Source organism: Acidimicrobiia bacterium (genome assembly GCA_035651955.1).
In the GTDB taxonomy this organism is placed as follows: domain Bacteria; phylum Actinomycetota; class Acidimicrobiia; order IMCC26256; family JAMXLJ01; genus JAMXLJ01.
Window position 1 is genome coordinate 34,589 of the sequence record DASRES010000088.1, and the last position, 23,138, is coordinate 57,726.

At 71.0% G+C, this 23,138-nt stretch carries 24 protein-coding genes; 11 read left to right on the forward strand and 13 right to left on the reverse strand.

Annotated elements, in window-relative coordinates; genetic code table 11:
- Positions 1–47: 47 nt before the first annotated feature.
- Together VFC33_19440 and VFC33_19445 are read left to right on the forward strand one after the other, a co-directional pair.
- Entirely contained in the window at positions 48–599 is a 552-nt protein-coding gene (locus VFC33_19440) for a hypothetical protein (protein HZR15418.1), read from the forward strand.
- Positions 584–985, forward strand: a complete 402-nt coding sequence (locus tag VFC33_19445; protein ID HZR15419.1) for a cytochrome c — start codon at positions 584–586, stop codon at positions 983–985. Before VFC33_19440 ends, VFC33_19445 begins: the two co-directional genes overlap by 16 nt.
- On the opposite strand, the gene VFC33_19450 is transcribed toward VFC33_19445, so the two are convergent.
- Positions 986–1,627, reverse strand: coding sequence for an HAD-IA family hydrolase (locus VFC33_19450; GenBank protein ID HZR15420.1), 642 nt, complete (start codon positions 1,625–1,627; stop codon positions 986–988). It abuts the gene before it with no gap.
- An 11-nt stretch (positions 1,628–1,638) separates the two neighbouring features.
- A complete protein-coding gene (locus tag VFC33_19455; GenBank protein HZR15421.1) occupies positions 1,639–3,255 on the reverse strand; it encodes an FAD-binding oxidoreductase in 1,617 nt (538 codons plus the stop codon).
- Between the two features lie 35 nt (positions 3,256–3,290).
- On the opposite strand from VFC33_19455, the gene VFC33_19460 reads away from it, so the two are divergent.
- A complete protein-coding gene (locus tag VFC33_19460; protein HZR15422.1) occupies positions 3,291–3,710 on the forward strand; it encodes a nuclear transport factor 2 family protein in 420 nt (139 codons plus the stop codon).
- 85 nt (positions 3,711–3,795) lie between these two features.
- Here the strand turns inward: VFC33_19460 and VFC33_19465 are convergent, their stop codons facing one another.
- Positions 3,796–5,475, reverse strand: a complete 1,680-nt coding sequence (locus tag VFC33_19465; GenBank protein HZR15423.1) for a chloride channel protein — start codon at positions 5,473–5,475, stop codon at positions 3,796–3,798.
- A 59-nt stretch (positions 5,476–5,534) separates the two neighbouring features.
- Here VFC33_19465 and trxA point away from each other — a divergent pair, with 59 nt between their 5' ends.
- Positions 5,535–6,542, forward strand: coding sequence for a thioredoxin (gene trxA, locus VFC33_19470; protein HZR15424.1), 1,008 nt, complete (start codon positions 5,535–5,537; stop codon positions 6,540–6,542).
- Here trxA and selD read toward each other — a convergent pair.
- From selD to VFC33_19495, 5 genes are all read right to left on the reverse strand, one after another.
- Positions 6,532–7,599 carry a selenide, water dikinase SelD gene (gene selD, locus VFC33_19475; protein ID HZR15425.1) on the reverse strand — a complete coding sequence of 356 codons (1,068 nt, stop codon included), beginning with the start codon at positions 7,597–7,599 and terminating at the stop codon, positions 6,532–6,534. The genes trxA and selD overlap by 11 nt on opposite strands.
- A gap of 43 nt (positions 7,600–7,642) precedes the next feature.
- Positions 7,643–8,731, reverse strand: coding sequence for an NlpC/P60 family protein (locus VFC33_19480; protein ID HZR15426.1), 1,089 nt, complete (start codon positions 8,729–8,731; stop codon positions 7,643–7,645).
- Positions 8,732–9,124: 393 nt separating this feature from the next.
- Positions 9,125–9,583: a MarR family transcriptional regulator gene (locus VFC33_19485; protein ID HZR15427.1), complete on the reverse strand. Its 459-nt coding sequence runs from the start codon at positions 9,581–9,583 to the stop codon at positions 9,125–9,127.
- Between the two features lie 49 nt (positions 9,584–9,632).
- The gene (locus tag VFC33_19490) at positions 9,633–11,162 is read right to left on the reverse strand and encodes a chloride channel protein (GenBank protein ID HZR15428.1); all 1,530 of its coding nucleotides are present in this window, start codon (positions 11,160–11,162) and stop codon (positions 9,633–9,635) included.
- A gap of 54 nt (positions 11,163–11,216) precedes the next feature.
- Positions 11,217–12,035: an MBL fold metallo-hydrolase gene (locus VFC33_19495; protein HZR15429.1), complete on the reverse strand. Its 819-nt coding sequence runs from the start codon at positions 12,033–12,035 to the stop codon at positions 11,217–11,219.
- Positions 12,036–12,117: 82 nt separating this feature from the next.
- Between VFC33_19495 and VFC33_19500 the strand changes: the two genes are divergently transcribed.
- Complete coding sequence (locus VFC33_19500; GenBank protein HZR15430.1) at positions 12,118–13,053, forward strand: CoA ester lyase; 936 nt, start codon at positions 12,118–12,120, stop codon at positions 13,051–13,053.
- 19 nt (positions 13,054–13,072) lie between these two features.
- On the forward strand, positions 13,073–14,188 hold the full coding sequence (locus VFC33_19505; GenBank protein HZR15431.1) for a CapA family protein: 1,116 nt from the start codon (positions 13,073–13,075) through the stop codon (positions 14,186–14,188).
- 42 nt (positions 14,189–14,230) lie between these two features.
- On the opposite strand, the gene VFC33_19510 is transcribed toward VFC33_19505, so the two are convergent.
- From VFC33_19510 to VFC33_19530, 5 genes are all read right to left on the reverse strand, one after another.
- Positions 14,231–15,865, reverse strand: a complete 1,635-nt coding sequence (locus VFC33_19510; protein HZR15432.1) for an acyl-CoA dehydrogenase family protein — start codon at positions 15,863–15,865, stop codon at positions 14,231–14,233.
- Positions 15,866–15,921: 56 nt separating this feature from the next.
- On the reverse strand, positions 15,922–17,031 hold the full coding sequence (locus VFC33_19515) for a DUF459 domain-containing protein (protein HZR15433.1): 1,110 nt from the start codon (positions 17,029–17,031) through the stop codon (positions 15,922–15,924).
- A 122-nt stretch (positions 17,032–17,153) separates the two neighbouring features.
- Positions 17,154–19,043, reverse strand: a complete 1,890-nt coding sequence (locus VFC33_19520; GenBank protein ID HZR15434.1) for an ABC transporter ATP-binding protein — start codon at positions 19,041–19,043, stop codon at positions 17,154–17,156.
- 62 nt (positions 19,044–19,105) lie between these two features.
- Positions 19,106–19,654: an EthD domain-containing protein gene (locus VFC33_19525; GenBank protein HZR15435.1), complete on the reverse strand. Its 549-nt coding sequence runs from the start codon at positions 19,652–19,654 to the stop codon at positions 19,106–19,108.
- A gap of 3 nt (positions 19,655–19,657) precedes the next feature.
- On the reverse strand, positions 19,658–20,047 hold the full coding sequence (locus tag VFC33_19530; protein HZR15436.1) for a hypothetical protein: 390 nt from the start codon (positions 20,045–20,047) through the stop codon (positions 19,658–19,660).
- A gap of 119 nt (positions 20,048–20,166) precedes the next feature.
- On the opposite strand from VFC33_19530, the gene VFC33_19535 reads away from it, so the two are divergent.
- From VFC33_19535 to VFC33_19555, 5 genes are all read left to right on the forward strand, one after another.
- Positions 20,167–20,673: a MaoC family dehydratase gene (locus tag VFC33_19535; GenBank protein HZR15437.1), complete on the forward strand. Its 507-nt coding sequence runs from the start codon at positions 20,167–20,169 to the stop codon at positions 20,671–20,673.
- 10 nt (positions 20,674–20,683) lie between these two features.
- Positions 20,684–21,124 (forward strand): HIT family protein, encoded by a 441-nt coding sequence (locus tag VFC33_19540; protein HZR15438.1) that lies wholly within the window; start codon positions 20,684–20,686, stop codon positions 21,122–21,124.
- The gene (locus VFC33_19545) at positions 21,121–21,945 is read left to right on the forward strand and encodes a fumarylacetoacetate hydrolase family protein (protein ID HZR15439.1); all 825 of its coding nucleotides are present in this window, start codon (positions 21,121–21,123) and stop codon (positions 21,943–21,945) included. The genes VFC33_19540 and VFC33_19545 overlap by 4 nt, the downstream gene beginning before the upstream one ends.
- A 55-nt stretch (positions 21,946–22,000) precedes the next feature.
- Positions 22,001–22,462 carry a MarR family winged helix-turn-helix transcriptional regulator gene (locus VFC33_19550; GenBank protein HZR15440.1) on the forward strand — a complete coding sequence of 154 codons (462 nt, stop codon included), beginning with the start codon at positions 22,001–22,003 and terminating at the stop codon, positions 22,460–22,462.
- On the forward strand, positions 22,443–23,138 hold a 696-nt coding region (locus tag VFC33_19555; GenBank protein ID HZR15441.1), incomplete at its 3' end, for an ATP-binding cassette domain-containing protein. The genes VFC33_19550 and VFC33_19555, both read left to right, overlap by 20 nt.

Consider the following 23,138-nt stretch of genomic DNA (forward strand, 5'->3'; position numbering starts at 1 on the left):
ACGTCGCTATCGTGAGCCCTGTCCCCGAGAGTCGTCGGAGTCGTGCCGTGCGCCGTCTGTCGTTGTCGTTGCTCGTCGTGCTGTCGACCGTGCTCGTCGTGTCGCTCGCCGGGTGCGGGAGCGGCAGCGGGACCAGCTCGAAGTCGGGCTCGTCGACCTCGTCGCAGTCCGCGGCCGACGCGACCAAGCCGCTCAAGGCCCAGGCCGAGGAGGACCCGACGACCGAGATCTGCGACACGATGATCAAGCAGGCCGTCACCGACATCGTCCGCGAGCCGTACACGACCGCGTCGAACCGCTCCGCGACCGACAGCATCTGCACGTACAACTTCGCGAACGGATCGCTCACGTTGCGTGTGCACACGGCGAAGACGAATGCCGACGCGAACGCCTACTTCGACGCGTTGCGCAACGACGCGGGGAAGGTGACGACCCTCTCGTTCGGCTCGCCGGCGTTCGCCGCGTCGAACGGGACGACGGTCATGGTGAAGGACAACCTCGTGCTCGTCGTCGACCCGACGAAGGCACCTGCAGGCGTCGACCGGACGAACACCGCCGAGAGCCTGGCCGCCGAAGTGCTGGCGTGCTGGACGGGGTGAGCGCGCGTCGCGTCGCGCGGCACGTCGTCGCGTTCGGAGCGTTGACGGTCGCCGGGATGCTCGGGGTCGCGGGCTGCGGCGGCGGCTCGTCGTCGTCGTCGACCACGACCGGTCCGCCCGCGCCGAGAGGCGCGCAGGCGAAGGACGCGCAGCTCGTGCGCGGTCGGCTCATCTACAAGAACTACTGCGCGGAGTGCCACGGCACGCAGGGGCAAGGCGGCGTCGGTCCGCAGCTCGCCGGCGGCGCGGTCGTGCGCGCGTTCCCGAACATCCAGGACCAGATCACGCTGGTCGAGAACGGCCGCGGCCTCATGCCGGCGTGGAACGGCAAGCTCTCGGCCGAGCAGATCCGCGATGTCGTGCGCTACGAGCGCGAGGTGCTCTAGCTACACCGCGAAGCCGAGGTGGCCGGCGAGCTCGCGGAGCGCGTCGGCGGGCTCGACGACCTTGATCGTCGTCATGCCGAGCTCGCGCGCAGGCTTGAGGTTGACGCCCAGATCGTCGAGGAAGACGACCTCGGGAGGGGTCACACCGAGGCGGTCGCACGTCAGCCGGTAGATGCGCGGGTCGGGCTTGCGCAGCCCCTCGACGCTCGACTCGACGACGACGTCGAAGAGGCCGTCGAGCCCGCCCGTCGCGCTGGTCGACCGGGCGTCGTCGCGGTCGCCGGCAGGCGCCCAGTTGTTGGTCAGCGCCGCGGTGCGCAGACCGCGCGCGCGGACCGTGCGGATCGCCGCGATCATCTCGGGGCGCGGGCCGAGGCCGGCGCCGATCGCGCCCATCAGCTCGGCCGCGTCGACGATGCCGCCCGCGGCCGCGCACTCGGCCGCGAACGCGTCGTGGAACTGCGGCATCGTGAGCTCGCCGCGCTCGAGGCGCGCCCACGCGCCGTGGTCCGCGCTCGCCGCGACGACGTCGCGGATGAAGCGGTCGGGGAGGTCGTGGTCGCGCTCGTACGCGGCGAACGCGTCGAAGGGTGACGGCACCACGACGCCGCCGAGGTCGAAGATCACGGCCCGGTAGGTCAAGGACGGGAACCTTACGCGTCAGGATCGATGAGGACCCCGGGGTTGAGGATCGCGTCGGGGTCGAGCGCGCGCTTCGCGGCGCGCAGCGCGTCGCCGAACAGCGGCGGGCGCTGACGGTCGTACCACGCGCGATGGTCGCGGCCGACCGCGTGGTGGTGCGTGATCGTGCCGCCGCACGCGAGCAGCGCGTCCGAGGCCGCCGCTTTGACCGCGGCCCACTGCTCGAGTCGCCCGTCGCGTGCGCCGGGCGCGATCACCGTGAAGTAGGGAGCCGGGCCGTCCGGGTACACGTGCGTGAAGCGGCACGTCACGATCCCGGGCCACGCCCCGACGGCACGCATGGCGTCCGTCGTCGCGCGCATGACGCGTTCGTGGAGTCGTTCGAACCCGTCCCATGTCACCGCGGTCTCGAACGTCTCGTTGATCATCCCCAGCATGACGAGCGCGTCGCGCGTGTACGGCGCGCGCACGAACGCGGCGCGCCACGTCCCCGCCGCGCCGGTTCGCTCGCCGTGCTCGTCGGTCCGCACGGTGACGGACTCGTCATCGACGACGCCGCCGTGGTCGCGGACGAGCTCGACGGCGCGACCGATCCACGCGTCGAGAGCGTGGTCGGCGGACTCGAACGCGACGAGCAACACGCTCGTGGTGCCGTCGCCACTGCCGGTCAGCATCGCCTCGGTGGCGTCGAGGAGCCGGCAGTTCGCCGGGTGCAGCCCGGACTGGGCCAGCGCGCGCGTCGCGACGACGCCGTCGTCGAAGCGTGCGAACCGCGCCGAGGCCGCGGCGCGGAACCGGGGCCGGTCCTGGAGGCGCATCCACGCGCGCGTGATGACGCCGAGCGTCCCCTCGGATCCGAGGAACATGCGGTCGGGCGACGGGCCCGCGCCCGAACCGGGCACGCGTCGCGACTCCACGACGCCGCGCGGTGTGACGACGCGCATCGACTCCACGAAGTCGTCGATGTGCGTGTGCAGCGTCGCGTAGTGACCGCCGGAGCGCGTCGCGAGCCAGCCGCCGAGCGTCGAGAGCTCGAAGGACTGCGGGAAGTGCCGCAACGTCAGTCCGTGCGGCTGGAGCTGCTCCTCCAGCGCCGGACCGTACGCGCCCGCCTCGATACACGCGGCCCGTGACGTCCGGTCGACCTCGACGACCCGGTCGAGGTGACCGAGGTCGATGCTGACCGCGCCCGCGTAGTCCTCGCCGACCGCGCACTCGACGCCCCCGACGACGGACGACCCACCGCCGTACGGGACCGCCGCGACGCGGGCGTCCGCACACCAGTCGAGCAACGCGGTGACGTCGCGTTCGTCACGCGGGAACGCGACGACGTCGGGCGCGCTGCCGAAGTCGCGCGCCAGCGCGCGGACGACGTCGCGGAACGACTTCCCGTACGTGTGTCCGGCCCGGTCGTACGTCCCGGTGGAGCAGATGTCCGCCAGCGCGGCGGGTGGCGTGACACGTGGCGCGGGCAGCGTGACCTCGTCGATCCCCGGCGCGTCGACCGAATCGAGCCCGTCGAGACCGAAGCGCTCGGTGAGCGTGCGGGCGAGCCGGTCGCGCTGCTCGGCCGTCGGGCCTTCGCCCTCGTATCCCCAGCCCCAGAAGCTCCGTCGCCGTCCCGCCACGGCGTGACACGTTACGGCGTGCGACGATTCGCGGCGTGCGGGACCACGACGAGATCGAGCGGCTGCTGTACGCGTACGCGGAGCGTCTCGACCTCGGCGACCTCGACGGCGTCGCGGCGCTGTTCGAGCACGCGACCTGGCGGACCGCGGTCCGTACGGACGTGCTGCGCGGTCGCGAGCAGGTGCGGCACGCGTACGACGGTGTGATCCTCTACGACGGAATCCCGCGCACGAAGCACGTCATCACGAACGTCGCGATCACGGTCGGGGGAGCGGACGTGGCGTCGTCGCGCTGCGCGTTCACCGTGCTGCAGGCGTGCCCCGGTCTCGCGCTGCAGCCGGTCCTCGCGGGCCGGTACCACGACGAGTTCGGGCGCGTCGACGGGACGTGGCACTTCACCGACCGCCTGATCCTCCCCGACATCACCGGCGACCTCTCCCACCACATGCGGTAGCAGACCCCGCCGCGTTGGGACCGAAACCCGGCGTATGGCCGACAAAGTGTCCCAACGCGGGTGTGGGGGGACACCGCGCGAAGCGCTATTCCTCCGTTTCGCCGAGGATCTCGTCGAGGCGGACGATCTCGGAGGTGGTGACAACACCGACGAGCCGACCGCCGTCGAGGACGGCGAGCCGGTCGACGTCGGCCTCCTCCATCACGCGCATCGCCTGGCGCAGGTCCCAGTCCGCGTGCGCGATCGGCGCGTCGTCGCGCATGACGTCACCGGCGCTCGTCGCCGCGCGCTCGTCGCGTGGGATCGCGACGACGTCGTCGAGACGCACCATGCCGAGATACGACCCGTCGTCGCCGAGCACCGGGATCGTCTTGGCCCGTGCTCGCAGGAAGTGATGGTCGACGAGCTCGTCGAGCGTCATGTCCGGATGGCAGACGTCGGGGTCGGGGACGAGCGCGGCCGTGACGGGGAGGTCGAAGCGCCGCTCGAGCAGGCTCGGACGTCGTGAACGCTGGTACGGCGTGATCGACGACCGTCCCATCGCGAGCTGGGAGATCGCGGTCGCGACGAGCGCGGGGACGACGAAGCCGGGCCGTCCCGTCGACTCGGCGACGAACACGACGCCCGTGATCGGCGTGCGGTAGCCCGCGCCCAGGAACGCGGACGCGCCGATCACCGAGAACAGCGAGGTCGACGAGCCGACCGCAGACGTCACGACCCGCCCGAGCAGCCATCCCTGCACGACGAGCGGGATGAACGTCCCACCGGCACCGCCTCCCGCGATGGTGCACGCGGTCGCGATCGCGTGCAGCACGAACAGCAGCAGCACGAGATGGAAGGCGCGGTCGCCGAGCGACCACGCGATCGCGCGGTACCCGGGCCCGATCGTGACGGGCGAGCCGTCGTAGAGCAGGAACCCGAGCGCCGCCGTGGCCGCGAGGCCGCCACCGCCGACGACGAGTCGCAGCGGCACGGGCGCCGTCGCGGACCAGTCCTTCGCGACGCGCAGCAACCACACGAACGCGCGTGCCCCGAGCCCGCACAGCACGCCCATGCCGACCGCGCCGAGCAGGTCGACGGCGTCGAAGCGCGGCTGACCCGAGATGGCGAACAGCGGTGCGGTCCCGTGCAGCGCGATGAACGTGAGGTACGACGCGGCCGACGACACGAGCGCGGGAAGGATCGCGTGCGCCGCGGTGTCCTCCTGGAACGGGACCTCGATCCCGAACAGCGCGCCCGTTGCCGGGGCCTTGAAGATGGCGGCGACCCCGGCCGACGCGCCCGCGACGAGCAGCAGCTTGGAGTCGTCGCGCGAGAAGAAGCGGCTGAACCGGCGTTGCAGGAACGAGCCCGTCGCGGCGCCGATGTAGATCGACGGGCCCTCGAAGCCCATCGCACCGCCCGATCCCAACGTCGCGATCGACGCGAGCACCTTCGCCGGGAACTCGCGCAGGTTCATTCGCAGGTGCCGGTCGTGGTACACGTGCAGGTACTCGTCGGACGTCGACGGCGACGCGCGCGGCCCGAGGTACTGCAACGCCGCCGTCGCGCACACGAGCCCCACTGCCGGAGCGACCGCGAGCGCGACGTGGGGCAGCTGCTCGACGTGCGCGAGCAGGACCTGCGAGGTGATCCAGTCGAACCCCGCGACGAGCAGCCCGGTGACGAATCCCGTCAGGGCCGACAGGACCAGGACACGGTGCCACCGGTGCTGCAACTGGCGGAGCTGCGCGAGGCTGGGGAGGCGGTGCCGGCGGAACTCCACGACCGCGGAGCCTAAGGCGAGCCCGCCGAGGCGACCGTGACCATCCACCGGGAGGACACATGGCGTTGGTGACGAACGTGGTGCGCGGCCCGAACGCGGAGCGGCTGCTGCTCCTCGTGCACGGGTTCGGCGCGGACGAGCGCGACCTCGCCGGGCTCCTGCCGTACCTCGATCCCGACGGCCACTTCGTCACCGTCCTGCCACGCGGGCCCATCGCCGCGCCGCCCGGGTTCGCCTGGTACGACATCGCGGGCGTCACCGGTGACGCGCGAGCATCGGACGTCACGTTCCTCGCGAACCTCGACGCGCTCGACGACCTGCTCGAGGACGCGTGCACGGAGCACGGCCTCGCACGCGCGGACGCCGTCGTCGGCGGGTTCTCGCAGGGCGGCGCGATGGCTGTCGCGCTGGGCCTGCGCCGCAGCGCGCGCGTGCATCCCGCCGCGGTCCTCGCCATGAGCACCTACCTCCCCGAGAACGAGGGTGTCGACTACGACTGGGACGGCGCGCAGCACACGCCCTTCCTCGTGCAGCACGGCACCGAGGACCCGCTCATCCCCGTCGCGCGTGGTCGCGCGCTGGCCCGCACCCTGGAGGAGCACGGCGTGCCCGTCGTCTACGGCGAGTACCCGATGGAGCACCAGGTCGCGCTCGAGAGCGTGCGACAGGGCGCGCAGTGGCTGGCCGAGGTCCGCTCCGGAAAGGAGCCGTCCGAGCCCGTGCCCGCCGACCCGCCCGAGGGTCCGGTCCGCGCGGTCGACACCGCGTCGTTCCCGACCGAGGTGCTGTCGAGCGACCTCCCCGTGATCGTCGACTTCTGGGCGCCGTGGTGCGGACCGTGCAAGCAGGTCGGGCCGATCGTGGAGCAGATCGCGCTGATGCGCGAGGGGTCCTACAAGGTCGTGAAGGTCAACATCGACGAGAACCCGCGTCTCGCGCAGGAGTACGGCGTGCAGAGCATCCCGCTCATCGCGCTGTTCCGGAACGGGCGGATGGAGCGCGCGTCGCTCGGTGCGAAGCCGAGGCCCCAGCTCGAGGCCGACCTCGGCATGCTCGTCATCCCTTGATCGTCACGCGCCCCGGCGAACCTTCGACCACACGTCCGACGACCGCATGAGCGAGCGCACCACGCGTGCGCAGCTGCGTCACGAGCTCGTCCGCCGCGCCCGCGTCGACGGCGACGAGCAGCCCGCCCGACGTCTGCGCGTCCGCGAGCAGCAGCTGCTCCTGCTCGGGGAGCCCGTTCCACTCGACGTCGGGCGTCACGAACGCATGGTTGCGGCGTGTGCCGCCCGCGATCATCCCGGCCGCGACCAGATCGCGTACGCCGTCGATGACCGGCACGCGCGGCACATCGATCTCCGCGGCGACGCTCGACGCGACGAGCATCTCGCGCAGATGACCGAGGAGACCGAACCCCGTGACGTCGGTGACGGCGTGGACGGCGTCGCCGACCGCGAGCACGGCGTCGCGCGCCGCCGCGTTCAGCGTCGTCATGACGCGCACCGCCTCGGCGATCAGCTCGGACGACGCGACGTCACGCTTCACGGCGGTGGAGATCACACCGAGGCCGACCGGCTTCGTGAGCACAAGCGCGTCGCCCGCACACGCGCCCGCGTTCGTCAGCACACGCTCCGGGTGCACCGTCCCGACGACGGCCAGGCCGAACTTCGGTTCGGGGTCGTCGATCGAGTGGCCGCCCGCGACGATCGCGCCCGCGTCTCGGACGACGTCACCACCGCCGTCGAGGACGCGCGCGAGCACGTCGAACGGGATGCCTTCGCGCGGCCACGCGACGAGGTTCAGCGCGAGCAACGGCGTGCCGCCCATCGCGTACACGTCCGACAGCGCGTTCGTGGCCGCGATGCGTCCCCAGTCGTACGCGTCGTCGACGATGGGTGTGAAGAAGTCGGTGGTGAGGACGATCGCGAGGTCGTCGCGCACTCGGTACACCGCGGCGTCGTCCGACGTGTCCAGGCCGACCAGCAGGTCGGGGTCCTGCGCGCCGCCGATCCCGTGCACGAGACCGAGGACGGTGCGCAGGTCGGACGGTGAGAGCTTGCACGCGCAGCCCGCGCCGTGCGAGAAGCGCGTCAGGCGAACGTCCGTCTCGCGTGTCGTCACCCGGCGATCGTACGGCGAACCGGGCGCGCGACCCGATCAGCGTCTAGCCGGGACGGGCTGCGAGCGGCAGGACGCTCCCCATCGGCGCGACCTTCACGAAGTCGCCGGTGTGCGGCGCGGTCACGACCATGCCGTTGCCGATGTAGATCTCGACGTGCTGGCTCCCGCCGGCCCCGCGGAACAAGAGGTCGCCGGGCTGGATCGCGCTGAGCGGCACGTGCGGGAACATCTCGTACTGCGCGCCCGAGTAGTGCGGCATCGACACGCCCGCCGCGGCCCACGCGGCCATCGTGAGGCCCGAGCAGTCGTAGGTGGCGGGGCCGGACGTGTCGTACACGTACGGCTTGCCGACCTGCGCGAGCGCGAAGTTCACCGCGATCATCGCCCGCGGTGAGGTCGGCGGGATCGACCCGACCGACACCGACACGCCCGCGGAGCTCCCCGTCCCGCCGCCGTCACCGCGCGTCTGTTGCGCCGCGGCCTGGCGCTGCGCTGCGGCGGCGGCCGCCGCGGCCTGGCGCTTGTACTGCGCGACGAGCGTGTTGATGTCGTTGTTCGTCTGCTTGAGGAGCGCTTCCTGCTTCGCGTTCGCGGACTCGAGCTGCGTCTTCGCGCTCGACAGGCGGTCCTTCTGGCTCTGCGCGTTCGCGCGGTCACGGTTGAGCTGGTCGCGCTGGCTCTTCAATTGGTCCTTCGACGCGCTCAGCCGATCCATCAGCTCGTTGTCGCGGCTCGTCGCGGCCGCCGCGTACTTCGAGCGCGCGGCGAGGTCGTTGATGTTCTGGACGTCGATCGCGGCGAGGGGGTTGTCGTTGCCCGCGCTCATGTAGATCTCGGCGGCGCGGATGTCGACCTCGTGACGCACCTGGTCGAACTGCGCCTGCGCGACCTGGAGCCGGGACTGGGAGTCCGCGATCTGCTTGTCGATCTGCTGCAGCTTGTAGACGGCGCCGTCGTATTCCTGTGACAACGCGTCGATCTTGTCGCCGTTCGCGTTGATCTGGGCCTGGATCTGCGCGGCTTGCGCGCGCTTGTCGTCGATCGGCGAGCCGCTCGCCGCGAGCGGTGCGACGGCGAGAGCAGCCACCAGGATCCCGACGACCACGACGATCCGAGCAACCCGGAGGTTCATGGGGACTCCCTTTGGCACGAGCCTCTGCTTGTCCTTGCGAACGCCGCGTTTCGTCGTTGAAACGGGGTCACACTAACAACGAGCCCGCGAGCAAACGCGGAATGCGGCTCACGGGCGACGGCGAACGCTAGACAGCTACATCGGCAGCGCGCCAGCCCGGCTGTACCACTGATCGCGCGCAACAGGATCCGCGCGCGAACGCGACACTCGGCGCGAATCAGCCGCTTCCACCCCGTGCAAGACCGCGGTGACCTGCACGTTCGCGGAGATCGCCGGCGACCACGACGCGTGTGACACGCGGCGCACACGACGAACCGCGGGCCTCGCAAACGTCGGGAAAAACTCTGGCGGTGGAGGCGATACGTCCGATCCGCGTGGTCTCGCGGCGTCGCGTTACCCGTTCGCCACGACGCGACCTTGCCGTCGCGCGTTCGGTTCGTCACGCGCTTCGAGACCCGACCAGATCGGCCGCAGACGCTCACCGAGCCGGTCGAGCTCTTCGAGCATCACCGCGCTCAGCTGCCGGATCTTCCGCGCTCCCGTCGCGGTCAGACGGAGACGTACGACGCGATGGTCGTCGGGATCGTGGATGCGACGCACGAGCCCCGCGCTCTCGGCTCGGTCGACGAGACCGACCGCAGAGTGGTGACGCAACAGGAGCTCGTTCGCGACGTCGCCGATCGTCGGTCCGCGCGGATCACGGTGACCGCGTATCGCGAGCATCAGCTGGTGCTGCGCGGGTGAGAGCCCGACGCGCTCGGCCTGCTCGCCGCTCCACTTGAGGAACCGTCGCAGACCCGTCCGGAACTCCAGCAGTCGTTCGTAGTCGGCGTCGGTGAGCTCGGGCGGCATGTCAGCAGGATAACCCAACGAGCATCGTAATACGATATGATCGTGCCGGTCAGCGGAGTCTGGTTCCGCGCGCGTCCGAGTGGCCACTCCCGTCCGCGGCCGTGCCGGCGGGCGCTCCCGGCCGGGACGTGTCGGATCCGTCCGTGTCCGGCCCGTCGGTGTCCGGCCCGTCCGTGTCGGGGCGGTGCTCGTCGGTGCGGACGTTCTCCATGCCCATCTCGTCGGCGGTGAGCGCGTGGGGCGACCCGAGCTCCTCGCCGTGGATGCCCTCACGGAGCTGCTGGCTCTCGATCAGGTACACGTTCGAGGTGAGGAAGAAGCTCAGCAGCCCCGAGATGAGCGCGGTCGGGAGCAGCCGCATCCCGACCATCTCGGTGACGACGAGCGTCGAGCCGAGCGGGGTCTTGGTCACGCCCACGTTGATCGCCACCATCAGGCACACCGCGAGCACGACGCCGTTCGGGTGACCGGGCAGGAACTCCGAGCCGGCGCGACCCAGGCAGTAGCCGCAGAAGAACATCGGGATGATGAAGCCGCCCTTCCAGCCCCCGGCCATGCTCAACGCGGCCGCGACGAGCTTCACGACGACGGCGAGGCCCAGCGTCGCGATCGCGACCTTGTCCAGGAGGGCGAGATGGGTCAGCTGCAGCTCGGCGAACGTCAGCGCGTACGGGGACGCGAAGGCGAGCGCGCCGAGGGCCACGCCGGTCACGACGGGCTTCGCGAGCGCGGGGATCGGGCGGAACATCCACCGGGTGAGCACGACGAGGTACGTGAACGCGGCGGCGATGAGCGCACCCGCGATCCCCGCCGCGATGGCCCAGCCGAAGTCGGCGAGGACGAGGTCGTTCGGGACGTGCAGCACCGAGCCGATGTCCCAGACGGGCCGGAGCCCGAGGGTCGTGAGCGCCGTGTACACGATGTAGCCGACGATCGTCCCGGTGAGCGCGGGGAGCAGGACCTCGAAGTAGCGGAGGCTCTTGCGGTGCAGCAGCTCCATCGCGAACACCGACGCGCCGAACGGCGCGGCGAAGAGCACTGTGAAGCCGGCGGCCATCCCGGTGATCGTGAGGATCCGCGTCTCGTCCTGGGAGATGTGCCAGCGGTGCGACAGCCACGACCCGATCGTCCCGTTGGTCTGGCTGAGCGGCGCCTCCGGGCCGATGCCGCTGCCGACCGCGATGTTCACGAGCGAGATCGGGATCAGCGACTTCAGCTGCCTGATGTCCTCGGCCGGCGCGCCGCCGTGCACGTGGATGTTGTCGACCAGGAGCTCGGTGTCACCGGGGTCGCCGATCAGCTTCACGGCCACCGCGGTCAGCAGACCGGCGCCGACGAGGATGAGCCAGTGGGCCTCGTTGCTCCACGTGATCGTGGTGTTGAACGGCGTCTTCACGAGCTGCGGCAGCGTCGCCGCCCACGGCGCCGGGAAGAGCAGCTGCGACAGCGCGTTCATCGCGGTCACGTACGCCGCCCCGACGAGCCCGCCGATCAGCCCGGTGAGCGCGGCCATGGGGAGCAGCTTCGTGCTCGAGAGGAATGCCTCGAAGTGGTACTGCTGGGGAAGGAAGCGCCGCACGCGATAGATCGTAATGCGAGCTAATCGTGCTCGGCCAAGCTCTTCGATGCCCGTTCAGCCGAGCCCGATCGCCTTCAGCATCGACGGCGGCATGCCGGTGTCGCCGGCGGCGATCATCGCGGCCTTCTCGACGTTGATCGCGTCGCGGTCGCGCTCGATCCACTCGTCCCACGGGCCCGCGGGGATCGCGTCGACGTCGCCGCGCGCGTCGCAGCACGCGCGCAGGTAGTCCTGCAGCTCGCGCACCTCGTGCGCGCCGCCGATCGGGCCGTGTCCCGGGACGATCGTCGTCGCGAGCTGGACGACCTCGTCGAGCGTGTCGACCCACCTCGCCGGGTCACCCTGGAACGCGAGCGGCGTCACCCCGAAGAAGCACAGGTCGCCGGCGAAGCACACGTCGGCGTCGTCCACGAGCACCACGAGATCACCCGCGGTGTGGCCGGACGCGGGGAGGATCTCGGCACGGGGCGTCAGCGACGTCGGGCGTTCGACGACGTCCGTCACCGGGCGCAGGCCGGTGGCGGCGAGGTCGTCGAACCCCTCGCGGAACGCCGGCATGAACGCCTTGTACGCGTCGAGCGGCATCGCCTGCGCGACCAGGTCGCGCGTGAACGCCGATCCGTGGACGCTCGCGTCCGGGAACGCAGTCGTCCCGCCGACGTGGTCGACGTGCGCGTGCGTCAGGACGACGCGCCGGACGTGCGCCCCGAGCGCGCCGACCGCCTGCGCGAACGGCTCCCACTGCGACCGCACCATCAACGTGTCGACGACCGTCAGGCCGTCGTCGTCGACGATGACCCCGGCATTGCTCACCCCCGTCTCCCCGCCGGGTTGCAGCCACGCGTACACACCGTCCGCGACAGGTTCGAGCATGCCCGGACGGTAGCGCCGGCGGCCGCCACGCGCCCGCGGGCGGGTGGGGTGGCGGGCGAACGGCTCGCGTAGGCTGACCTGCATGTCCGAACGCTCACGCAACCTGCCCCGTCGCTCCTGTCTCTCGGTCCCGGGCTCGAGCGAGAAGATGCTCGGGAAGGCGCCGAACCTCGGTGCCGACATGGTGTTCCTCGATCTCGAGGACTCCGTCGCGCCGCTCGAGAAGGAAGCGGCGCGCGACAACGTCGTGAAGGCGATCAACGAGCAGGACTGGGGCGAGACCGTCCTGTGCGTGCGCGTGAACGCGTGGGACACGAAGTGGACGTACCGCGACGTCATCCACGTCGTCGAGAACGCGTCGGAGCGCCTCGACGAGATCATGCTGCCGAAGGTGCAGTCGGCCGCCGAGGTGGTCGCGCTCGATCTGCTGCTCACGCAGATCGAGCAGACGACCGGGCGCACGAGCAGCGTCGGCATCGAGGCGCAGATCGAGACCACTCGCGGTCTGATCAACGTCGAGGAGATCTGCGCGGCGTCGCCCCGCACCGAGACGATCATCTTCGGCCCGGCCGACTTCGCGGCGTCGATGGAGATGCCCGTCCTCACGGCCGGTGTCGCGGTTCCGGAGTACCCGGGCGACCACTTCCACTACGTCTTCAGCAAGATCCTGATGGCCGGCCGCGCGAACGGTCTCCAGGTGATCGACGGTCCGTTCCTCAAGATCCGCGAGCTCGACGCGCTGCGTGAGTACTCGATGCGGACACGCGTGCTCGGCTACGACGGCAAGTGGGCGCTGCACCCCGACCAGGTCACGGTCATCAACGAGGTGTACACGCCGACGCAGGAGCAGTTCGACCGCGCGCACGACATCCTCGAGGCGTACCGGTCCGCGACCGAGGAGGAGCGGCGCGGCGCGGTGATGTTCGGCGACGAGATGATCGACGAGGCGAGCCGCAAGATGGCGACGAAGTTCGTCATCCGCGGCGAGCGCGCGGGAATGACACGCAGCAGCAGCTGAGGGGCGCCACAATCGTGTCGTGAGACGCGCGGCGGGTCTGCTCGCGGTCGTCGCGCTCGTGGTGGGCGTGGTCGCGGCGGGCTATGTCGTCGCCGACGCCGGGTCGTCGCGCAACTCGCGCGTGCACACGCGGGCGCCGTCGACGGGCGCGCCGCCGTCCTCGGCGCCGTCGTCCTCGGCGACCTCGACCACCACCGCGGCGCCGTCGCAGCCGTCACCGGTCACGTTCGCCTTCGGCGGCGACGTCCACTTCGAGGGCACGCTGCGCTCGCGCGCGGTCGCCGATCCGGGCGCGCTGCTCGCCCCGATCGCGCGGGTGCTGGCGAGCGCGGACGTCGCGGTCGTGAACCTCGAGACGGCCGTGACGGACCGCGGGACGCCGGCGCCGAAGCAGTACACGTTCCGGGCGCCCGTCGCCGGGCTGGTCGCCTTGCGCGACGCAGGCGTCGACGTCGCGACGATGGCCAACAATCACGGCATGGACTACGGCGCCGTCGGGCTGGAGGACTCGCTGGCTGCGAGCCGCTCGACCGGCTTCCCTGTCATCGGGATCGGCGAGAACGCCGCGCAGGCGTACGCGCCGTGGCGAACCGTGGTGCGCGGGACGCGCGTCGCGGTCATGGGCGCGACGCAGGTGCTCGACGACGTCGTGCGGACGGCGTGGACCGCGACCGACACGCACGCGGGGCTGGCGTCGGCGAAGGAGATCGACCGGTTCCTCGACGAGGTGCGCGCCGTTCGGCCGACGACCGACGTCCTCGTCGTGTACGTGCACTGGGGTGTCGAGGGCGCGACGTGTCCGACGTCCGCGCAGCAGACGCTCGCGCGCCAACTTGTCGAGGCCGGCGCGGACGTCGTCGTCGGCAGTCACAGCCACCGCGTCGAGGGCGCGGGGCGCCTCGGTGACGCGCTCGTCGACTACGGGCTCGGCAACTTCGTCTTCTACAACGAGTCGGGCCCGTCGGGCGTGAGCGGCGTGCTGAAGGTGACGACGACCGGCCGGCACGTGGACGCGTACGCGTGGGTGCCGGCCGCGATCGGCTCCGGAGTGCCGCGCCCGCTGTCGGGCGCGGCCGCGTCGGCGGCGGCCGGGTCCTGGACCTCGGCGCGCAGCTGCACCGGCCTCGGGCCGTGACCCGCACGCTTGTGTGATTTCGCCCTCTCTACGCCGGAGGATTCACACATCCCGAGGCGTGAGCCCCTGTTCCGCGAGACGGCGGGCGATGACGCGCAGGCAGAGCGTCTCGTCGGCGCCCTCGAAGATCGAGAGGACGCGCGCGTCGACGAAGTAGCGCGAGACGGGGAACTCCTCCGCGTAGCCCATGCCGCCGTGCAGCTGCATCGCCTCGCGCGTCACCCACTCCGACGCGCGGCACACGTACGCCTTCACCATCGACGCCTGCAGCGCGCCCTCGCCCTTCGCCATGCGCCGCGCGACGTCGTAGGAGAACTGACGCCCGGCCTGGATGAGCGCGGCCATGCGCGCGAGCTTCACCTTGCTGAGCTGGTAGTCGAACACCGATTTCCCGAAGACCTTGCGCTCGCGCGCATAGTCGAGCCCGGCCTCGAACGCGGCCTGCATCAAGCCGACGGCGCGCGCGGCCGTCTGCAGCCGACCGTTCTCGAACCCCTCCATCTGCAGGTAGAAGCCACGGCCCAGGCCGGCCTCACCACCGATGAGGTTCTCCGCGGGGACGAACCAGTCGGAGAACGCGACCTCGTACGAGTGCATGCCGCGGTACCCGAGCGTGTCGATCGCGCGGCCCTCCATGTGGCCGCCCCGGCCGTCGTCGAACGAGAACGAGTGGCCGGGCGCGGGCGGCTTCTCGACGACGAACATCGACAGCCCGCGGTGACCGGCCGAACGGTCGGGGTCGGTGCGCGCGAGCAGCAGCAGCAGATCGGCGCGACCGGCGAACGTCGCCCACGTCTTCACGCCGTTGACGAGCCAGCCGCCGTCGGTCGGGGTCGCGGTGACCTTGATGCCGGCGACGTCCGAGCCGTAGTCGGGCTCGGTGACCATGATCCCGGCCATGAGCTCGCCGCTCGCGACGCGCGGCAGCCACCGCTGCTTCTGCTCCTCCGTGCCGCCCGCGACGACCGCGCGCGTGAGGATCTCCGGTCGGGTGATGAGCGCGCCACCCGCGCCGAGCGAGCCCCATGACAGCTCCTCCGTGGCGACGACCATCCCGAGGTAGTCGGACTCCGCGCCGGTCGCGTAGCCGCCGTACTCCTCGGGGACGCTGAGCCCGAAGCCGCCGAGCTCGGCCATGCCGCCGATGATGTCGTCGGGGATGTCCGCGTTGGTGCGGTGGATCTCCTCGGCGACCGGGCGGATGCGGTCCTCGGCGAACCGGTGGAACGTCTCGCGCACCAGCTCGAAGTCCTCGGACAGGTGCGACGGCCCGGTGCCGTGCTCGGCGACGGCGTCGCCGAGCGATGCGAGGAACTCGGGTGCGCGGTGCGCGCTCACGAACGGCAGGGCCTGCTCCAGCTCGCCGCTCTCGACGCCCCACGCGGCGTCACGCCCGATCACGCGCGACGCCAGGTCGGCGATCGCGTCCGCGACGAACGCACGCGCCAGCTTCGACTCGAACTCGCCACCCGCGCCGTACTCGACCATGACGCGGCTCGCCTCGACCGCGCTCGCGCCGTGCGCGAGGTCGTACGCGACGACTTGGTGGCGGTCCAGGCGGTCGACCGCGATCCGGCCGTTCTGCTCCGACTCGCGCGCGAGCGCGGCGGACGCCTGGTCGACGAGGGACGCGGCCGCGTCGATGGCGGCGTTCGCTGCTTCGAGCTCCTCGGGCATGGTCGCCGATGCTACCGACGGGTAACGAAGACGCTCACGTCCGGCGGGACGTGAGGTCAGCCCGTCGACGGCGACGTGGTCTTGCTCGGGGTCGACGTGCTCGGCGTCGACGCCGTCGACGGCGGCTCGCTCACGACGGGAGTCGTCGAGGGAGGCTGTGTCGCCGCCGGCGCCTCGGTGGTGGTCACCGACGTTCCGTTCCCGCTGCTGCTGTGGCGACGGCTCGTCGTGGACGTCGTGCGCGAACCGGAGCGCAACGTGCGGCTCGTGCCCGGGACCTGCGTGCTGCCCTTCGTCTCGATGACGGACTTCGCCTGCGACGGGACGGCCTGCGCGGTGATGCGCCACTTGGCGTCGAGCAGCTTGAACACCGCGCTCGCGAGACGGTCGCCGCCGTCGGGCGTGAAGTGGATGCCGTCGCCCGCGCGTACGAGCACGGGGTTGCCGTTCGCGTCGGGCAGGTTGGGCGCGTACTTCCCGTCCGGGCCGGCGAACAAGGAGTAGGAGTCGACGTAGACCGCGCCGGGATGCTGCGCGACGACTCCCCGTACGACGTCGTCGAGCTCCTTCACGCGTTGCGAGAACGCCGGGTCCCGCATGGTGGGGGCGCCGACCCAGTAGATCGTCCGCGGCGACGAGCCCGCGCTGAAGATGGCGAGCATCTGCTCGACGAGCGTGCGGTACTGCGCGGCCCACGACGGCGTCTGCCCGGTGGGCGTGTCGGGTTCGACGTTCGCGTCGTTCGCGCCGATGATGAACACGATCGCCTCGGGGTTCAGCCGCGCGACCTCCTGCTGCGCGTGCTGCGGCCAGTCGAAGAACGACGGGTTCGTGAGCCCGCTCGACACACGCGAGTCGAACACCGGCTGCACGACGCCGGTCGCGGCCGTCATGTCGCCGAGCGACGGCCCCAGCGACCCGGCGAGCGAGTCACCCGCGATCCACAGCCGCAACGGCTGGTCCGGCGTCAACGGTCGCGTCGGGACCGCCGCGTCCGAACCGGCGTCCTGGCCCGTATTCGAGTCGTTGCCCGTGTGCGCGAGGCGAGGAGCGTCGCTCGCGTGCCCGGGGCGCAACGTGTCGGTCGCGACGAGCGCGAGTCCCGCGACCACGACGACCGCGGCGAACGCGACCGCGGTCCGGCGCACGCGGCGGCGGTGCGCCATCCGGTGCTCGCGGCGCGCGCCGCCTGGAGTCAGGTCGTCGGATCGCATGACGGAGAGGGACGCGAGAGCGTGCGGTGCGCGTCCGGGGACGCATCGTACCGGCGCGCAGTCCGCTCAGATGCTCATGCAGGCGCGTCGAGCGCGCGGCCGAACTGCGTGCGGTACAGCTCGGCGTACAGCCCGTCGGCGTGGACGAGCTCGTCGTGACGACCTTCCTCCACGATCCGTCCCTCGTCGAACACGAGGATGCGGTCGGCGTTCACGATCGTCGACAGCCGGTGCGCGATGACGAGCGCTGTACGACCTTCGAGCGCTTCGCCGAGCGCGCGCTGGATCGCGAGCTCCGACTCGGAGTCGAGGTGCGACGTCGCCTCGTCGAGGATGACGATCGCGGGGTCCTTCAACAGGACGCGCGCGATCGCGAGACGCTGCTTCTCGCCTCCCGACAGGCGGTAGCCGCGCTCGCCGACCACGGTGTCGTAGCCGTCCGGGAGGCTCTCGATCAGGTCGTGGATGCGCGCGCGCTTGCACGCCTGCACCAGCTCGTCGTCGGTCGCCTCGGGGCGGGTGTAGCGCAGGTTCTCGCGAATCGTCTCGTGGAACAGGTGCGGGTCCTGCATCACGAAGCCGATCGCGTCGCGCAGCGAGGTGAGCGTGAGGTCGCGCACGTCGTGACCGTCGACGATCACGCGTCCTTCGGTCACCTCGTTCACGCGGGGCACGAGCATCGCGGTCGTCGTCTTGCCCGCGCCGGACGGCCCCACGAGCGCGATCGTCTCGCCGGGCTCGACGGCGAAGGTGACGTCGCGCAGGATCCAGTCGGACGGGCTCGTGTCGAGGAGCGTCGCGTCCGCCTCGAGCGACGGGAGCGACACCGAGGCCGGCGCCGGGTGACGGAACCACACGTGGTCGAGCTCGATGCGGCCGCGTGGCGCGACCAGGTCGACCGCGCCCGGTCGGTCGACGATCGAGGGTGGGAAGTCGAGCACCTCGAAGACGCGCTCGAACGACACGAGCGCGGTCATCACGTCGACCCGCGCGTTCGTGAGCTGCGTGAGTGGCTGGTAGATCTGGCTGACGTACAGGACGAACGCGGCGACGACACCGGCCGAGATGGTGCCGTCGATCGCGAGCCGCCCGCCGACGTAGTAGACGACCGCCGTCCCGACCGCGGCGACGAGCGCGAGCGCGGCGAACAGTACGCGGCTGTACATCGCCGTCTTCACGCCGATGTCGCGTACGCGCGCCGCCCGTCGGCCGAAGCTCTCCGACTCGCGCTTCGGGTGCCCGAAGAGTTTGACGACGAGCGCGCCCGCGACGTTGAACCGTTCCGCGATCGTCGTGTTCATCGACGCGTCGAGCTGCATGGCCTCGCGCGTGATCACCTGCAGGCGCCGCCCGATGCGCTGCGCGGGAATGACGAACGCGGGCAGCACGAGCAAAGTCAGGACCGTCAGCCGCCACTCCAACCCGAGCATCACGGAGAGCGTCACCCCGACCGTGATCAGGTTGGAGAGGACGGTGCCCATCGTGTCCGTGATCGCGTTCTGCGCGCCGATCACGTCGTTGTTCAGCCGCGACATGAGCGCACCGGTCTGCGTGCGCGTGAAGAACGACATCGGCATGCGCTGGACGTGGTCGAAGAGCTCGCGGCGCAGGTCGTAGATGAGGCCCTCACCGATGCGGGCCGAGAACCAGCGCTGCATCAGCGACAGGCCCGCGCTCGCGATCGCGAGAGCCGTCGCCGCGACCGCGACCCAGGTGACGACCGCGAGGTCGCCGTGGCGCGAGTACCGACCGGGGAGCCCGTGGTCGATGAGCTGGCGGAGCAGGAGCGGCGGGATCGCACCGGCGATCGCGGCCAGGACGACCCCGACGAAGAACCCCACCAGCTGCCATCGGTACGGGCGTGCGAAGCCGAGGACGCGCTTCAGGACGTCGCGCTCGAGCCGCTTGCCCTGCAGCTCGTCCCGGTCGCGCCGGTAGCTCCGGATCGTGCGGTGGTTCATCATGGCGCTGGTCGCAACGTAGCCCGGCGGGTGGGGATTCCCGACCGGAAGCCCAAGTGGGCGGGTCACGCCTTCTGGACGTGCTCCGTGACGAGGAACCCGGGGTTCGTGGCCGCGAACGCGTTCGCGGCGTCCCGGTCGGCGAAGCGCAGGAACGTGAAGCCCTCGACGGGCGGCGCGTCGGGCGTGAACGTGCGCACGACGCGGTCCTCGACGTGGCGCGTGGCGCTCGTCGCGTCGCGAGCGGGTCTGAGGCAGACGTACTTGACGCCGGTCGCCGTCCCGTCCTCCACGACGCGCTCCTCGACGGCGTACGCGTGCATCGGCCCGATGAAGCTCTGGTGGTCGGCCATGAGCGCGCGGCCGTCGTCGGGCGACGTGAATGCGCGTGACGGGTCGAAGAACACGTCGGCCGACGGGGTCCAGATCTCGGTGATCGCGTCGACGGGGAACGGCTGCGGTGGCCCGTCGACGTCGGCGAGGTTCACGACGTAGCGCTCCATCGCGCGCGTCACGCGGAGCCCGAGCGGCGCGTGCACCTCGAGGTAGTGACGGGCGAACGCGGCGTGCGACAGGCCCGGTGCACGCCCGAACAGGAAGACGAGCTTCTGCACCGGTCAGTCGCGGGGCTCGGCCCCGGGGCCGGCCTCGGCTCCGGGATCCGGGAGCTCGTCGACGCGCTCGGCGAGCCACGCGAGCCCGTTCTCGTCGGCCATGTGCTCCTCCCAGCCCGTGAGTCCGGCGCGCAGCGTGTCGATGTCGTCGTGGACGCCGAGGATCACGACCTCGTCGGGACCGCCGCCGAGCATCGCGCCGAGCGCCCCCAGACCGCGCCCCGGCGCGACGGGCGTGGCCGGCCGTCCCGAGTTGAACGCCGCGATCTCGCCCGTCGCCTCCACCCAGACGACCTTCCACGGACCTTCGCCCCGCGTCCGCCACTCGGAGCCGAAGTCGACCTCGTCGGAGCTCGCACGCGACGGGTCGTCGTAGAACTCGCGCAGCCGCATCGCGCCAGCATGCCGCGCCCGCCGTCGCGCCGTTGGTACACAAGTCGCGGTCCTGACCGCGACTTGTGTACCAACCCGGGTCGGACCGCGGTGGGCCACCGTCGGTACGCTCGCTCGCCATGACCGTCTACGAGCGTCCGTTCGGTCGGTACTTCGAGGACTTCGAGCCCGGCGACGTCTACAAGCACTGGCCGGGCAAGACCATCACCGAGTACGACGACCACCTGTTCTGCATGATCACGATGAACCACCATCCGCTCCACACGGACGCGTGGTACGCGGAGACGCAGACGCAGTTCAAGAAGAACGTGGTCGTCGGCAACCTCGTGTACTCGGTCGTGCTCGGGATGAGCGTCCCGGACGTGAGCGGGGCGGCGATCGCCAACCTCGAGGTCGAGACGCTGCAGCACAAGATGCCGACGTTCCACGGCGACACCATCTACGCGGAGACGAAGGTCCTCGAGAAGCGGGAGTCGTCGAGCCGGCCGGACCGTGGCGTCGTCACCGTCGAGACGCGCGGCTTCAACCAGCGCGGCGAGGAGGTCTGCTTCTTCCGCCGCAAGGTGATGGTGTGGAAGCGCGACGCCGCCAAGCCGCGCCAGCGGCCGTACGAGTCGCCCGAGTAGCCCGTACGACGTGGTCGTCCGGGCGCCGAACTGCGTCTTCTGCGACATCGTCGCGGACGACCGTCCCGCGGAGGTCGTGTTCCAGTCGGGTGACGTCGTCGCGTTCCTCGACCAGCGTCCGTTGTTCCCGGGCCACACGCTCGTGGTCCCGCGGGACCACGTCGACACCCTGGTCGACCTGCCGCACGCGCTCGTCGAGCCCCTGTTCGGCGCGGTGCAGATCCTCGCCGGCGCGGTTCGTGACGCCATGCACGCCGACGGGTCGTTCGTCGCGCTGAACAACGTCGTGAGCCAGAGCGTGCCTCACCTCCACGTGCATGTCGTCCCGCGCCGGCGCAAGGACGGCTTGCGAGGGTTCTTCTGGCCGCGCAACAAGTACGAGTCGGACGACGAGATGGCGCGCGTCGCCGACGCGATCCGCGACGCGGTCGCCCGGGTCACCACGGCATGAGGTTCGCGACGATCAGGACGGACGGGGGGGCGTCGACGCACGCGGTCCGCATCGACGGCGACCACGCAGTCGAGCTCGACGCGCCCGACGTCGGCGCGCTGCTCGGGCTGCGCGGCGGCGACGTCCGCGAGACCGGGCGCACGCACGCCCTCGACGCCCTCGACTACGCGCCGCTCGTCCCGAACCCCGGCAAGGTCATCTGCCTCGGCCTGAACTACCGCGCCCACATCCTGGAGACAGGCCGCGAGCTCCCGGCGTACCCCACGCTGTTCGCCAAGTACGCGGACGCGCTCGTCGGCGCGCGTGACGACATCGTGCTGCCGGCCGAGGTCGAGCGACCCGACTGGGAGGTCGAGCTCGCGTTCGTCATCGGCACCCCGGTGCGGCGTGCGCACCGTGACGACGCGCGCAACGCCATCGCCGGCTACACGATCTGCAACGACGTCAGCATGCGCGACTGGCAGTACCGCACGCTGCAGTGGATGCAGGGCAAGACCTGGGACCGCTCGACGCCGCTCGGACCGATGCTCGTCACCCCGGACGAGGTCGACCACGCGCGCGATCTGCGGGTGACGTGCGCGGTCGACGGCGACGTGATGCAGGACGCCCGCACGTCGGATCTCCTCTTCGGCCCGCCCGAGATCGTGGAGTATGTCAGCACGATCGTCACCCTGCGGCCGGGGGACGTGATCAGCACCGGAACACCGGGCGGGATCGGCGACGCCCGCGACCCGAAGGTGTCGCTGCGCCCAGGTCAGCGCGTCGTGTGTCGCATCGAGCGCCTCGGCGAGCTCGACAACCGCTGCGTCGCCGAACCCTGAACGAAGGCGTGGTGGTTGCGCCGCTAACCGTTGGTGTGCTAATCATTTGTGCACCATGAAACCGTCGGTGGAGTTCCTCGGGCGTCGCATCGCGTGGACGCACCGCGTCCTGCAGGCCGAGCTCGACGCGCGGATGCGCGAGCGCGGCGGCGATTTCACGACCTGGAAGGTCCTCGTCCACCTCGTCGACGGCGCGCGCCCGAGCCAGCGCGAGCTCGCGGCCGGCATCCGCATCGACCCGGCGACGGTGGTGCGGCATCTCGACCGGCTCGAGTCCGAGGGCCTCGTGACGCGCGAGCGCGACGAGCGCGACCGTCGCGTCATCCGGGTCGCGCTGACGCCGGACGGGCGGCGCGTCCACGACCGCCTGAACCGCGAGGCCCTTCGCCTCGACGGTGAGCTCGCGGACGTGCTGTCACCGCACGGGTACCAGCAACTCGGGCGGCTGCTCGCCCGCGTCACCGATCACTTCGCCCCCCGAACCGAGGAGGCACGCGATGACGAGCGTGTCGGCTGACACGACGACCTCCACACCGACCGCGACGAGGCGACAGACGAGCGGCCGTGAGGAGGTCATCCGGACCGAGAAGCTCACGAAGGTGTACCCGGGCGGCGTGCGCGCCGTGGACGGCATCGATCTCGTGGTGTACCGCGGCGAGATCTTCGGGTTGCTCGGCCCCAACGGCGCCGGCAAGACGACGACGACCGGGATGCTCACGACCACTGTCATCCCGACGAGCGGACGCGCCTGGGTCGGCGGCATCGACGTGGTCGCGCAACCCGCGCTCGCCAAGCAGGTGATCGGCGTCGTTCCGCAGACGAACACGCTCGACCGGGCGCTGAGCGTCTGGGAGAACCTCTACTACCACGGCCGCTTCTTCGGGATGAGCGCGAAGGAGGCGCGCGCCGAGGCCGACTACCGGCTCGAGCAGTTCCGCCTCACCGACCGGGCGAAGATGCCCGTGCTCGCGCTGTCCGGGGGCATGGCGCAACGGCTCATGGTCGCCCGGTCGATCCTGCACCATCCCGCGATCCTGTTCCTCGACGAGCCGACCGCCGGCCTCGACCCGCAGAGCCGCATCGCGCTCTGGGAGATCCTCGGGGAGCTGCACGCGCAGGGTCAGACGATCCTCCTCACGACGCACTACATGGAGGAGGCCGACCAGCTGTGCGAGCGGATCGCGATCATCGAT